Annotated in this window: 12 protein-coding genes; 8 read left to right on the top strand and 4 right to left on the bottom strand. The window is 61.8% G+C overall.

Annotated features, from left to right (window positions below; genetic code table 11):
• Positions 1 to 44: 44 nt before the first annotated feature.
• Together AC3WQN_RS05835 and AC3WQN_RS05840 are read right to left on the bottom strand one after the other, a co-directional pair.
• Positions 45 to 539 carry a DUF934 domain-containing protein gene (locus AC3WQN_RS05835; RefSeq protein ID WP_095083269.1) on the bottom strand — a complete coding sequence of 165 codons (495 nt, stop codon included), beginning with the start codon at positions 537 to 539 and terminating at the stop codon, positions 45 to 47.
• Positions 523 to 2181: a nitrite/sulfite reductase gene (locus AC3WQN_RS05840; RefSeq protein ID WP_103400167.1), complete on the bottom strand. Its 1659-nt coding sequence runs from the start codon at positions 2179 to 2181 to the stop codon at positions 523 to 525. The genes AC3WQN_RS05835 and AC3WQN_RS05840 overlap by 17 nt, the downstream gene beginning before the upstream one ends.
• A gap of 522 nt (positions 2182 to 2703) precedes the next feature.
• On the opposite strand from AC3WQN_RS05840, the gene AC3WQN_RS05845 reads away from it, so the two are divergent.
• Complete coding sequence (locus tag AC3WQN_RS05845) at positions 2704 to 3789, top strand: ABC transporter substrate-binding protein (protein WP_103400166.1); 1086 nt, start codon at positions 2704 to 2706, stop codon at positions 3787 to 3789.
• 8 nt (positions 3790 to 3797) lie between these two features.
• Here AC3WQN_RS05845 and AC3WQN_RS05850 read toward each other — a convergent pair whose 3' ends face one another.
• Together AC3WQN_RS05850 and AC3WQN_RS05855 are read right to left on the bottom strand one after the other, a co-directional pair.
• Complete coding sequence (locus AC3WQN_RS05850; RefSeq protein ID WP_095083263.1) at positions 3798 to 4016, bottom strand: DUF2970 domain-containing protein; 219 nt, start codon at positions 4014 to 4016, stop codon at positions 3798 to 3800.
• A gap of 37 nt (positions 4017 to 4053) precedes the next feature.
• On the bottom strand, positions 4054 to 5016 hold the full coding sequence (locus AC3WQN_RS05855) for a LysR family transcriptional regulator (protein ID WP_103400165.1): 963 nt from the start codon (positions 5014 to 5016) through the stop codon (positions 4054 to 4056).
• Positions 5017 to 5114: 98 nt separating this feature from the next.
• Between AC3WQN_RS05855 and AC3WQN_RS05860 the strand changes: the two genes are divergently transcribed.
• The 7 genes from AC3WQN_RS05860 to AC3WQN_RS05890 all read left to right on the top strand — a co-directional run bounded on the left by AC3WQN_RS05860 (position 5115) and on the right by AC3WQN_RS05890 (position 13880).
• Positions 5115 to 5978: an AraC family transcriptional regulator gene (locus AC3WQN_RS05860; protein WP_103400164.1), complete on the top strand. Its 864-nt coding sequence runs from the start codon at positions 5115 to 5117 to the stop codon at positions 5976 to 5978.
• 97 nt (positions 5979 to 6075) lie between these two features.
• Positions 6076 to 7902, top strand: a complete 1827-nt coding sequence (locus tag AC3WQN_RS05865) for a DUF1302 domain-containing protein (RefSeq protein WP_103400163.1) — start codon at positions 6076 to 6078, stop codon at positions 7900 to 7902.
• Positions 7903 to 7914: 12 nt separating this feature from the next.
• Complete coding sequence (locus AC3WQN_RS05870; protein ID WP_095143351.1) at positions 7915 to 9252, top strand: DUF1329 domain-containing protein; 1338 nt, start codon at positions 7915 to 7917, stop codon at positions 9250 to 9252.
• A gap of 180 nt (positions 9253 to 9432) precedes the next feature.
• Positions 9433 to 10788 (top strand): DUF1254 domain-containing protein, encoded by a 1356-nt coding sequence (locus AC3WQN_RS05875; protein ID WP_103400162.1) that lies wholly within the window; start codon positions 9433 to 9435, stop codon positions 10786 to 10788.
• A gap of 3 nt (positions 10789 to 10791) precedes the next feature.
• A complete protein-coding gene (locus AC3WQN_RS05880) occupies positions 10792 to 12192 on the top strand; it encodes a DUF1254 domain-containing protein (RefSeq protein ID WP_103400161.1) in 1401 nt (466 codons plus the stop codon).
• Positions 12193 to 12402: 210 nt separating this feature from the next.
• Complete coding sequence (locus tag AC3WQN_RS05885; protein ID WP_256587270.1) at positions 12403 to 13320, top strand: hypothetical protein; 918 nt, start codon at positions 12403 to 12405, stop codon at positions 13318 to 13320.
• Positions 13209 to 13880 carry a S41 family peptidase gene (locus AC3WQN_RS05890; protein WP_256587269.1) on the top strand — a complete coding sequence of 224 codons (672 nt, stop codon included), beginning with the start codon at positions 13209 to 13211 and terminating at the stop codon, positions 13878 to 13880. The genes AC3WQN_RS05885 and AC3WQN_RS05890 overlap by 112 nt, the downstream gene beginning before the upstream one ends.
• Positions 13881 to 13887: the final 7 nt, after the last annotated feature.

A 13887-nucleotide genomic window follows, 5' to 3' on the forward strand; every position in this document is an offset into this window, starting at 1 on the left:
GCAGCAAGCCTTGAACCCCGGGCGGGGTTCAAGGCCTTGGCCCGTTAACGGCGACGGAACAGCGGCAGCGGCTCGTCGGTGGCGGCCTGGTAGGTCACCGAGAAGTCCTTGAGGCTTTCCAGGGCTTCATACGGGTCCTTGTCGGCGCGCAACGCGTAAGCGTCGAAACCGCAGCGACGCAGGTAGAACAGCTGGTCGCGCAGCACATCGCCGATCGCCCGCAGCTCACCCTTGAAGCCATAACGGTCACGCAACAGGCGCGCGTTGGAGTAGTTGCGCCCGTCGGTGAACGCCGGGAAGTTCAAGGCGATCACCTGGAACTGATCGACGTCGTCACCGATCTCCTCGGCTTCTTCTTCGGCATCCAGCCACACACCCAGACCGCCATCGCGGGCCTTGAGGGCGTGAGCATGTTCACGCCACAGGGCCAGCGGCACGATCAGGTCGTCGCAGTTGGAGATGCCGTCGAGAGTCGCGTCCTTGGGCAGCAAGTGCCAGGTTTCGTCGACGACCTCGTTGTTCTTAATGATTCGCTGCATAGACGCGTTCCTTGAAGAGGTCGATGCCGATACGTTGATAGGTGTCGATGAAGCGTTCGTCTTCGGTACGTTGTTCCACGTACACGTCGATGAGCTTCGAGATCACGTCCGGCATGTCGTCCTGTGCGAACGAAGGGCCGAGGATCTTGCCCAGGCTGGCGTCGCGGCTGGCGCTGCCACCCAGGGACACCTGGTAGAACTCTTCACCTTTCTTGTCCACGCCCAGGATGCCGATGTGGCCGACGTGGTGGTGACCGCAGGCGTTCATGCAACCGGAAATGTTCAGGTCCAGTTCACCGATGTCGAACAGGTAGTCCAGGTCGTCGAAACGGCGCTGGATGGCTTCGGCGATCGGAATCGACTTGGCGTTGGCCAGGGAGCAGAAGTCACCACCGGGGCAGCAGATGATGTCGGTCAACAGGCCGATGTTCGGGGTGGCAAAGCCTTGCTCGCGCAACTCGCCCCACAGGGTGAACAGCTGGCCCTGCTCAACGTCAGCCAGAATGATGTTCTGCTCGTGGGAGGTGCGCAGTTGGCCGAAGCTGTAGCGGTCGGCCAGGTCGGCAACGCCGTCGAGCTGCTTGTCGGTCAGGTCGCCCGGAGCAACGCCGGTCGGCTTGAGCGACAGGGTCACGGCCACATAGCCCGGCTTCTTGTGGGCCAGGGTGTTGCGGGTGCGCCAGCGAGCGAAGCCCGGATGCTGCTTGTCGAGCTCGGCAAGCTCGGCGGTCTGATTGCTCAGGGCCTTGTAGTCCGGGTCGACAAAGTGTTTGGCGACGCGATGCACTTCGGCTTCGGTCAAGGTGGTCTGGCCACCGCGCAGGTGTTCCATTTCCGCGTCGACTTTCTGGGCGAAGACCTCGGGCGTCAGGGCCTTGACCAGGATCTTGATCCGCGCCTTGTACTTGTTGTCGCGACGGCCATAGCGGTTGTACACCCGCAGGATGGCATCGAGGTAGCTCAACAGGTCTTGCCACGGCAGGAATTCATTGATGAACGCGCCGACCACGGGGGTACGGCCCAGACCGCCACCGACCAACACGCGAAAGCCCAGTTCGCCAGCGGCGTTGTGCACCGGCTCAAGGCCGATGTCATGGACTTCAATCGCGGCGCGGTCGGAGGTCGAACCGTTGATTGCGATCTTGAACTTGCGCGGCAGGTAGGCGAATTCCGGGTGGAACGTGGTCCACTGGCGCACGATCTCGCACCAGGGGCGCGGGTCGATCAACTCGTCGGCGGCGACACCGGCGAACTGGTCGGTGGTGACGTTGCGCAGGCAGTTGCCGCTGGTCTGGATGGCGTGCATCTGCACGGTGGCCAGCTCAGCCAGGATGTCCGGGATGTCTTCCAGTGCCGGCCAGTTGAACTGCACGTTCTGCCGGGTACTGATGTGGGCGTAGCCCTTGTCGTAGTCGCGAGCGATCCTGGCCATCATTCGCGTCTGGCGCGAAGTCAGTTGGCCGTAAGGCACGGCAACCCGCAGCATCGGGGCGAAGCGCTGGATATAAAGGCCATTTTGCAGGCGCAGGGGGCGGAATTCTTCTTCGCTCAGCTCGCCTGCCAGATAGCGTCGGGTCTGATCACGGAACTGCTTGACGCGGTCCTCGATGATCCGCTGATCGTACTCGTCGTATACGTACATATAAGTCCTGTTCTCAGGCTTGGGCTACTCGCAATCCGCTGCGTTTCTCGCTCGCTTGATTGTGAAAACGCCTTGGCAGTTCTGCGCGCACGGCCGCGCACTCCCCACGGAGCCGGGGCAAGATATCAGTTTGCGTTTATGCGCAAAAGTGATGTTTTAGTATATATAAAGAACCAAATCGACTAATGAGACTGATTGCTATACGACCCTCAAGTTGTCGTGCGGGCAATCATCGACTTAACTGTGATCGAGTCTTTATGCAATCACCGATAAAACCGACAAGAGGCGATGCAATGAGCAACCCGACCAAAGCACAGAAGAGCGACAGCAGCGTCGATGCGTGGGCAATCCTGTTCCTGATCCTCCTGGTAGTGGGCACTGCGGTGTACTGGGTCAGCCATCAATAAGTCCGTCAAACCGGGCCCCGATCCGACGATTGTCGGACAAAACGCTAATTAATCGCGATTTGCCAGTATTTCGCTGGCTATAATGCGCGGCTGGTGACCGGGGCCCGGATGTTCAATGTTCAAGTTTCTTTATGGAGTGGTGCTGACGGTTTGCGCGGTCTACGGACCCGGTGCGCAAGCCGAGTCGGTGCTATTCCTCAATCCCGGTAACTCCAGCGAAGTGTTCTGGGTCAGCTATACCCGGTTCATGGAGGCCGCCGCCCGGGACCTGGGCATTGACCTTGAGGTGCAATATTCCGAGCGCGTGGCCGAAACCACGATCAAGCAGGCACGCGACGCCTTGTTGGGGCCGCGGCGTCCGGACTATCTGGTGTTCGTCAACGAGCAGTACGTGGCACCGGAGATCCTGCGCCTGTCCCGGGGCAGCGGGGTGAAGCTGTTTATCGTCAATAACAGCCTGACCGACGACCAACTGGCGCTGCTGGGCGATCCTCGGGAAAAGTACCCCGAGTGGCTCGGTAGCCTGGTCACCAATGACGAGGAGGGTGGCTACCTGATGCTCAAGGAGTTGATCCGCTTGCATCCTGCTGCCGCCCCCGGCCAGAAGCTTGAGCTGCTGGCATTTTCCGGGTTGAAAATCACCCCCGCCGCACAGTTGCGCGAGAAAGGCATGAGGCGTGCGTTGCGCGAGCATCCCGAGGTCGTGCTGCACCAGTTGGTGTCCGGTGCCTGGAGTCGTGAACGGGCCTATGAACAGGCGACGTTGCTCTTCAAACGCTACCCCAATGTGTCGCTGATCTGGTCCGCCAACGACGAGATGGCGTTCGGCGCGATGCAGGCTTACGAAGAATCCGGTGGCATACCGGGCGAGGGCGCGCTGTTCAGTGCGGTCAATACGTCACCGGTCGCCTTGCAGGCCCTGCTGGACCGACGCCTGAGCGTGTTGCTGGGTGGACACTTCAGCCTGGGTGGCTGGGCGCTGGTGCAACTGCATGACTATGAACAGGGCGTCCCGGTCGACCAATATGGCGGTCGTGACCGACAGATTCCGCTGTTGCAACTGATTGACCGGGCGCAAGCCAGGCGCATGCTGGTGCAGCAAGACACCCAGGACTACGGGGTGAACTTTCGCAGCCTGTCGGCCAGGCATCGTCCGTTGAGCTATCGCTACCCGTTCAGCTTGCAAACCCTGATGCACTGAGACGCCGATCAAATTCCGGCCAGATGCACCACCAGTTTCACGATGCCGAACAACGTCAACGCAAACACGGCGGTGAACACAATTCCCAACACCACGAAATGACTCGGCTTGCCGTGGGTGAAGTCGCGGGCGCGATTTTTCCCGCTCTGCACGCCGAAGGCCGCCGCCAGGACGCTGTGCAGCATCTGCCAGAAGCTGGGTGGCTTGTTGTCGACTGGATCGTCCATAAATCCCTCGTCACCGGTGGGTGTGAGGCAAGCATAGTCAAATCTGCGGGGGAGTGGGCCAACACACCGGTGCCCGCGACAGGACTTCCATCGCCAGCAACCGTCGATCCACCGTGACAATGGCCTGCACCATCGCCTGTGCCGCCGGCGTCAGAGTATGGCCGGCGCGGCTGACCACGCCGTAGTGCAACTGCAGGCCCGGGTCGTCCCTGGGGATGTCGGTGAAGGTCAGCAAACTGATCTCGCCCTTCCTGGCCAATTCGCTCAAGGCCTCCATGGTCGCGATGCCGACAGCATCGGAGCGCATCACCACGCGGCGGATCGCATCGAACTGGGCGCATTCCACGCGAGTCTCGAAGTCGGCTTCGCCCATCACGTCGGCAAGGATCTTGCGGATCATCGGCGGAATCCGCGTGCCCACCACCGGGTAGTCGAGCAAGGCGCGCAATGGCAGGTCCCCGGCGCGGGCCAGCGGGTGCCCGGCCCGGCAGAAGAACCGCCCGCGCCGGGGGCTCAACAGTTGCACCTGGTACTGCGGGTCGCCCGTGAAGTAGCGTGCGTCGGCCACCAGGAACTCGATCTGTTGTTCCTTGAGCCAGACCGCCAGTTGCTCCCAGTCGCCCTGATCGAAGCGGGTGCGGATCGCCGGGTGGGCGCTGATGAATTCGGCCAGCGCTTCCGGTACCAGCAATTGCGCCGGGTAGGGGCCGCAGCCGAAATGCAGCTCACCGCCGGTCAGGCCGTTGAATTGCATCAGTTCGTTGTGCAGGGCCTGGCTACCGGCCAACAACCGCCTTGCATGCTGCAGCACCAGTTGTCCCTGGCCCGTCAGGCGGAACTCGCGACTGCTGCGTTCCACCAGCGCGCAATCGAGGTCGCGCTCCAGGGTCTGGATACTGCGGCTGAAGGCCGGCTGGCTGAGATTGATCGCCTCGGCGGCCCGCACAAAACTGCGGTAGTCGGCCAGGGCAACCAGGTGGCGAAGCTGACGAAGGTCCACTATGCGTCTCCTGCATTCATTAGATACCTTTAATGCATTTGATCGATAGCACAGGGGCTGGCATAAGTACAACCCTCGTCTACATTCAGCGGTCGCTCATGTCCGATCAAACCTTCGCCTCCAGTGCCTTCACCCGCACCATTCTCAGTCATGCCCGGCAGATCGGCCTGTGTGAGGAGGAGCTGTTGCAGCGTGCGGGCATCAGTCTGTCGTGGCTCGATGATCAACAGCAGCACATCCCGGCACGCTTGGTGGAACAGCTGTGGCGTGAATGTGAAATCGCCGGTGTCGGGCGCCACTTCGGTTGCGAGCTGGTCAACGGCATGGCCACCAGTTGCCTGCAAGGCATGAACATCCTGCTGGATTCGGCCGCGACCCTGCGGGTCAGCCTGGGCTGCTTTACCGACTACCTGCCACGGGTCACCAACCACGTGCTGGCCGAACTCGAAGAGGTGGACGACGAGGCTCGCCTGCACCTGCGCCCGGCCCAGGCGCTGCCACATTTCTTTGGCCTGGACGCGGCCACGCTCAGCCTGGTGCGCAATATCTCCCGGCGGGTCGGCACCGCGCCGGGCGAGCTGTTCTGTCATGTTCGGCTGGCGCCCGGACAAGCCGCTGGAGACTGGCTCGGCGGGCAGGGGGTGCGTGTCGAAGCAGGCGAGCACCCGTGCCTGGTCCTGCCGCTGCACGCCCTGGATTTGCCGCTGCTCAGCGCCAATCCGTTCCTGCACCAGAGCATGCTGCGCCATTGGCAGGTGGCGGCCCCCAGCGAAACCCGCAGCGACAGCCTGGAGCTGGCACGGCACTGGCTGACGGCGGGCGACCAGCCGATCGAGCGGATTGCCGAACGCCTGGGGTATCGCCAGCCCAGCAACTTTATCCGCGCCTTCCGCAAGCAGTTCGGAATCACCCCCAAGCAGTTTCGTCTGGGCCATTTCCAGGCGTGCGGCGATCTGGCGTGAAACCCGGATGATCATTTTTTGTCGCGCCGCGCTTGCGCCTATTGTTTGATTGTTGGGCATTTTGACCGGGCTGAGTAAATCTGACCGGAGCCTAATAATGATAAGAACATGCTCGGCCAACGCCTGCGTCCTTGCGCGACGTAAACGGCTTGGCCACACCCGACCGCATCCTCTCGCACTGGCGATACTGGCCATCATGGTCGCGCCCTCCCAAGCGACCACGCTGGACCTCAATGAAGACTGGAGCCTGTCGACCAAGACCACCCTGACCCTGGGCAGCAGTTGGTCCACCCAGAACCCGGAAAAGAGCATGATGACCCGCGCCAACGCCCTGCAGGCGCAAGGCAAGCAGGCCAACGGCAGCAGCGTCAGCGCCGACGACAACCGGCTGAACTTCGAGCGCGGCGACCCGATCTCGCAGAACTTCAAGGGTCTGACGGACTTCAGCCTCGACGGTCAGGGGCAGGGGGCCTTCGTCCGCTTCAAGTACTGGTACGACCATGCCTACGAAACCCGTGACGGCCGGTTCAAGGACTTCGATGACTCGGGCTGGGACGACCTGTCCAAATTCAAGGGCTTCAAGGCACTGGACACCTATGTCTGGAAAGACTTCTTGGTCGCCGACCGGCCGCTGAACGTCAAGGTCGGCAACCAGGTGTTGTCCTGGGGTGAGGCACTGCTGATCCAGAACGGCATCAACGTGATCAACCCACTGGATATCTCGGCATTCAACCGCCCCGGCGTGGAAATCAAGGAAGGCCAGTTGCCGGTGGAGATGCTGTCCTTCAGCCTCGGCCTGACCGACAGCCTGAACCTGGAGGGCTTCTATCAATACAACTGGCGCGAAAGCGTGCTTGACGGCTGCGGCACCTTCTTCGCCAGCAGTGATGCGATCCAGAAGGGCTGTGGACCGTTGTACCTGAGCCAGGTGCAGACCGACCAGCAAATGCAGAATGCCGGTTTGTACGCCACCTCCCGGGGCAATGAATCGCCTTCCGACAATGGTCAGTTCGGCTTTGCCCTGCGCAACATGATCCCGGCGCTGAACGACGCGGAAGCGGCGATTTACTTCATCAACTATCACTCGCGCCTGCCGTATTTCACCCTGAACGCGCGGGATGTCACCCAGCCCGGGACCTTCCCTGGCGGTGTGCAGAATCCGAGCTACGCCGCCGCGTTCCCGGAGGACATTCGCCTGTACGGCTTCAGTCTCAACGGCGTCGAGCCCAACTCGGGAATTTCCCTGGCGGGTGAAATCAGCTACCGGCCGAACATGCCGCTGGCGATCAACGCACCGGACATCAACGTGGCGGTGATTTCCGGGCCGGGCGGCAGTTCCTGGGTCGACCTGCCGGCCGGCTTCAGCACCACTCAGGGCGACCGTTATGACGGCTGGGTGCGCAAGGGCGTCTGGCAGATGACCGGGTCGGCGACCCAGGCCTACGACAACATCCTCGGCGCCACGCGCTTGAGCCTGTTCGGTGAGCTCGGCGTGGTGCACATCGAGGACCTGGGCGACGAACGCCTGGGGCGTAATGCCGCCTTCGGTCGCAGCAGTCCGAAAAACGGCATGCCGTGCAACACCGTGGCCTCGGGCGTTACCAACCAGTACTGCACGGACGATGGTTTTGCCACCGACTGGTCCTGGGGGTATCGCCTGCGCGTCAGCCTCGAGTACAGCGACGTCTTGCCGGGGGTCAACCTGATCCCGGCGGTCAACTGGCGCCATGACGTGTCGGGTTACTCCTATGACCCGCAAGGGCCGTTCCAGGAAGGCCAGCAGGCACTGGGCCTGAGCCTGACCACCAACTACCTCAACGATTACAGCGTGGAACTGGCCTACAACGCCTTCTTCGGTTCCAACGACTACAGCACCCTGGACGATCGCGATTTTGCCTCGGTCAGCTTCAAGGTCGACTTCTAAGGAGTATCAGTGATGCGTATGCAAATTTGTGTGCTGGCCCTGGCCTGCGCGGCGAGCCTGGCGCACGCCAAAGGTACCGATTCAGCCGCCCTGGGCAAGACCCTGACGCCCATGGGCTCGGAAATCGCGGCCAATGCCGACGGCAGCATCCCGGCCTGGACCGGCGGCCTGACCAGTTCCGCCGGCAAGGTCGACAGCAAGGGCGGCTACAGCGACCCCTATGCCAATGAAAAGCCGCTGTTCACCATCACCGCGCAGAACGTGGCGCAGTACCAGAAGTTCCTCAGCCCCGGGCAAGTGGCGCTGTTCAAGCGTTTTCCCGACACCTACAAGATGAACATCTACCCGACCCATCGCAGCGCCAACTTGCCTAAAACGGTGCTCGATCAGAGTCGCGAAAACGTCGCCAAGACCAGCATGGCCGACGGCGGCAACGGGCTGCATGACTATGTTCACGGTATTCCGTTCCCGCTGCCCACTGAAGGTCTCGAGGTGATGTGGAACCACATGACCCGCTATCGTGGCGGCAGCTACGAGCGCATCAGCAGCTCGGCGCTGGTCCGTGAAAACGGTGCCACCAGCTACGTGCGCAACCAGTCGCTGATCAACTTCGCCGACACCATCAGCGGCCTTGAACCGGCGTCCAACACCCTGTTCATGTTCAAGAGCCGTGTGCTGGAGCCGGCGCGCCTGTCCGGTGAAGCGGTGCTGGTGCACGAGCCGATCGACCAGGTGGCCGAGCCGCGTTCGGCCTGGCAATACCTGCCGGGGCAGCGTCGGGTGCGTCGTGCGCCGATGATCGCCTACGACAACAGCGCCCGTTACAGCAACGGCCTGATCACCGCCGACAACATCGACGGCTACAACGGTGCGCCGGACCGCTTCGACTGGAAGCTGGTGGGCAAGCAAGAGCTGTACATCCCCTACAACAGCTACAAGATCGGCAGCCACGAACTCAAGTACGACGCGGTGATCAAGCCCAATCACGTCAACCAGGACCTGGCCCGTTACGAGAAACACCGGGTCTGGGTGGTGGAGGCGACGCTCAAGCCCAACGCCCGGCACATCTATGCCAAGCGCCGTTTCTATGTGGACGAGGACAGCTGGCAGATCGCGCAAGCAGACCAGTACGACAGCCGCGGCGAACTGTGGCGCAGCGGTGAACTGCATGCGATCCAGCATTACGACCACGGCTTCACCTACAACGTGCTGGAAACCTCCTATGACCTGATCGCTGGGCGTTACTACGCCGGTGGCCTGGCCAACGAAGAGGTCGAGCCGATGCGTGTCGGCTTCGCCGCCAAGACCGACGACTACACCCCGTCGGACCTGCGGCGCTGGGCCAAGTAAGTCGTCCCTTGCATGGCGCCCACTGCCGCCCCCTTGTAGGAGCGAGCTTGCTCGCGATGAACTCAAGAGCGACGCGTTTAATCAGAAAACACGCGTCATCGTTAACGCCCATCGCGAGCTCGCTCGCTCCTACAAAGCGGGCACTGGGCGCCGCATTCATTGCTGTCAGGAGACATTGCCATGCGCCACTGGATTTCCGCATTAGCCTTGGGGCTCGGCGCGAGCGCCGTACAGGCTGCCAGCCTCGATCAACAGCAGGCCCGGGCCCTGGCCCAGGAAGCCTATGTATTTGCCTTCGCCACCGGCGAGCACAACAAAGTACTCAGCGCCATCGCCGCCAGACTGCCGTTCAATGTGCTGTACAGCGAGCCACGGTTGCTGGGGCCGCAGGACGACAAAGTGGTGTCGCCGAACAACGACACCTTCTACTCCCGCGCCTTGCTCGACCTGCGCGGCGAGCCGCAGGTGCTGCAAGTCCCTGAGGTCGAGGGGCGTTACTACAACTTCCAACTGGTGGACCTGCGCACCGACAACCTCGACTACATCGGCACCCGCGCGACCGGCAGCAAGGCCGGGCGCTACCTGATCGCCGGTCCGGACTGGCAGGGTGAGGTACCGGCCGGTTTCAACGGGGTCATTCGCTCGCCGAGCCGCGTGGTGTTCCTGATCGGGCGCACCGAGGTCAAGGGTGCCGACGACCTTGAGCAGGCAGCGCACGTGCTCAAGGGCTACGCCTTGCAGCCCCTGTCCAGGGTGCTGGGGACCCCGGCACTCGCGGCGCTGCCCACCCTGCAGTTGCCGGCCTATCAGGACAGCAAGCAGGGGCCGGCGGTGGCGTTGTTCGAGCGCTTCAACCGCCTCGCCGCGCTGCACCAGTGGACCCCGGCCGAGCAGCAGAAACTGGCGCGCTATGCCGAAATCGGCCTCCAGCCAGGCGTCGGATTCGCGCCGCCGCAAGACCTCAGGGACGCGGTGGCCGAAGGCGCCGAAGCCGGCCGCGAACAGGTGCGAGTCGCCTCCAGCAAGCTGTCCGTGGAGCAGCAAGGCTGGTTTCGCTCGCCGTCCAACGTCGGCAAGTTCGGTGACGATGACCTGACCCGCGCTGCCGTGGCCTGGCGCTACATCTACGCCAACGATCCTGCCGAGGCGCTGTACCCCTTGGCACTGCATGACGCCCAGGGCCAGTTGCTCGATGGCAATAAAACCTATCGCCTGCATTTCGCCGCCGGGCAGTTGCCACCGGTGGACGCCTTCTGGTCCCTGACCCTGTACGACGGCAAGCGCCAATTGCTGGTGGCCAACCCGCTGGCGCGTTACTCCCTGGGTGATCGCAGCCCCGACCTGCGATACGACACCGATGGTGGCCTGACCCTGACCCTGGCGCACGCGACTCCGGCGCAGGACGCCCAGAGCAACTGGCTGCCGACGCCGCAAGGGCCGTTCAACCTGATGCTGCGTTTGTACCTACCGAAACAGCAGGCACTGGATGGCCGCTACCCGTTACCGACCATCGAAGCCATCAAGGGCGAGGGCTGAACCATGAATGCTCCTTTCAGCCGTCGTCGTCTGCTCGCCGGCATGAGTGTGGCCGGTGCCGCACTGGCGTGTCCGGGTTGGTTGCTGGCCGCCAGCCAGGTCAACCCAACCTCTCCCGAGGATATCCAGGCCATCACCCGGGACGCGTGGATCTACGCCTACCCGATGCTGATGCATTACCAGACCCTGGAAAAGCAGGTGCTTGACCCCGGTGCTGCCGAGTACGTCGGCGGCTTCAACCGCTTTCGCCACTACAGCAACCTGTACACACCGAAGAACCGCGAAATTGTCACGCCGAACAATGACACACCGTACTCCTGGGCCTGGCTGGACCTGCGCAGTGAGCCCCAGGTCTTGAGCGTGCCGGCGGTGGCCGAGGACCGTTACTACGTGCACCAGTTGGTGGACCAATACACCCACAACTTTGCCTATGTCGGGGTGCTGAGCACCGGGCGCGAGGCGGGGGACTACCTGATCGCCGGGCCTGGCTGGACGGGCGCAACCCCGGCCGGGATCAAGGCCGTGCTGCGCAGTGAGACCGAGATCGTCATGGTGCTGGGCCGCACCGCGCTGAAGAACGCCGAGGACATGCCAGCGGTGCGTGCCTTGCAGCAGCAGTATCGCCTGCGCTCGCTGCACGAGTATGCCGGCACCCCGGCACCCGCAGCGGCCCCCGCCATCGCGTGGCAACCGTGGGACAGCAAGACCGGGTTGGGGCCGGGGTTCATCAATCAGTTGAACCAGATCCTCACGCTGTGCCCGGTCCAACCGAGCGAGCAAGCGTTGCGTGAGCGGTTTGCGCGGATCGGCATCGTGCCTGGGCAGGCATTCGACCTGGCGGCCATGTCCGCCGAACAGCGCCAGGCGTTGATCGCCGGTATCCAGGAGGCTCAGGCGCAGATGCAGGCCGCCGGGGCCAAGGTGCGCACCACCCTGGGCCTGTTCGGGACGCGGGAGGTGTTACAGGGCAACTACCTCAACCGTGCGCTGGGCGCGGCCATGGGCATCTATGGCAACAGCGTCGAGGAGGCGTTCTACACCGGCGCCAGACAGGACAGCCAGGGTCAGCCTTTGCTGGGGGGACGCGGCTACCGCCTGCGCTTCGCACCCGGGCAATTGCCACCGGCCAGCGAGTTCTGGTCGCTGACGCTGTACGACTTGCCGGACCGCCAACTGGTCGACAACCCCATCGACCGTTACTGCCTGAGCAGCCGCGATCAGCTGCAGGCGGATGCCGACGGTGGGTTGACCTTGCTTGTGCAGAGTTCAGCGCCCACCGACGGCAGCAGCAACTGGCTGCCCGCACCGCAATACGGTGCGTTCACCCTGATCCTGCGCCTGTACGGGCCCGAGCGGCAGGTGATCGAGCAGCGTTGGCAGATGCCGCCGGTGGAGGCGGTTTAAATCCGGTTTCATCATCAGGCTGCGTTATCGTTGACGGCAGGCAAGTGCTGGGTGGTTCCCTCTTACACGTACAGGGTGGTCTGTAGGAGGGGGACTTGACCGCGGTATCCGGGTTGTCTTCGTCCTGGGGCAAAACTATGATGCGCCGCCGTCACTCGCCTGTTGGACAGGCCATCAATTAGCTAAGGATTGGCTTATGATTTTCCCGCAATGACGTTTACCTCCGGCTCGTGTCTTTTCACAAGCGCAAGGTTAATCCTGTGCTCGGTGTTTTTTGTGCCGTCTTTCGCTCTGGCTAAAGAAACCCACGCAGAACATTGGCAGGATCTGACGAGCAATGATCTTTCTGCAATTCATCAGCTGATAGTCACCGCTCACCCAGGTGTTTTAGACGGTGACAATAAAGTTTTTACGGGCTGGGTGGAGCAGGGCTATTTAAAAGCCGGTCAGCTGTCAAAACAGGTCAAGTCAAAGAAGGACTCACTGGCGGTCCTCAACTTTTATATTGCCGGTTTTCAGGATGGCCACGTAGGGTTGAGCCCGTCTGATCAGGGTAAGTCCTCCTGGGCAGGTTTCGTTTTGGGCATGCAAGGACAGCGCTTTGTTGTAAAGGCTACTTCCAGAAACTGGCCAGTGCCTTTACCACCCGTTGGCTCCGAAGTGGTGGCCTGTGATGACAAACCGGTCCGCGAGACACTGGAAAATGACCTGTCACCCTACATCGATCGCAGGCTGGGTCTGGCGTCGACACGGTTGCACCTGGCTACGCAGTTGACGGTGGATGATGCCCGCTATCCCGTACTGGGCAGAGTCTTGCCAAAAAGCTGCTCAGTGATGCTCCCGGATGGGGGGCGACAGGACTTCAGGTTGCTGTGGCAGGAGGATCGCGGGGAACTGGAGTCCTTCCTGCTCCAGTCTCGACCACCTCAGGCCCTGCAAGATCTGGGAGGTGGGCGCTATTGGATACACGTATCGAACTTCACGCCATCTGCTGCGGATAATGCGGCCCTCAAAAAATGCTCGATGCCATCAGTCACCTCGATGACGCCAGGTTGGTGGTGCTCGATACGCGTGGTAATCGCGGGGGTAACAGTCTGGTGGGTGTTGAAATACTCTCTGCACTGTTAGGTTCGCAAGTGGTCAATAGCGTGGACAAACAGTCTCGCGCCTATGCGATGTGGCGTGTTTCTCCCTTTGCCGTCTCAACGCTCAGGCATGTTCTGGACTCTATGGAAAATGACTACGGGAAAAACAACGAGGCTTACACTTTTGTTTCCGGTTTAACCCATTCGATGGTACTGGCGCTTCGCGAGAGGCAAGACTGGCTGCGACAACCGAGCAGTTCTTCGATCAATCAAGAGCGTTTTGACGGATCAAAGGCTCATGGCTTCAAAGGCCAGTTGGCGCTGGTGACCGACTCTTTTTGCGCGAGTGCCTGCCTGGATTTCGCGGACGTTGTTCTCGCGATCCCGGGGGTTGTCCATCTGGGGTTACCTACGAGCGCGGATACGCTTTACATTGATATTGGTGCTCAAACACTGCCCAGTGGCGGCCAGTTCTGGTTGCCATTAAAAGTATGGCGAGACCGCGCGCGCGGGAATAATCAAAGTTACGATCCGCCCTTTATCTTTGAAGGGGACATTGCTGATACGTCGGCCGTGCAAAAGTGGGTGCTTGAGCGCTTGTGAAGGTCAC

This window comes from Pseudomonas sp. FW300-N1A1, from assembly GCF_058789115.1.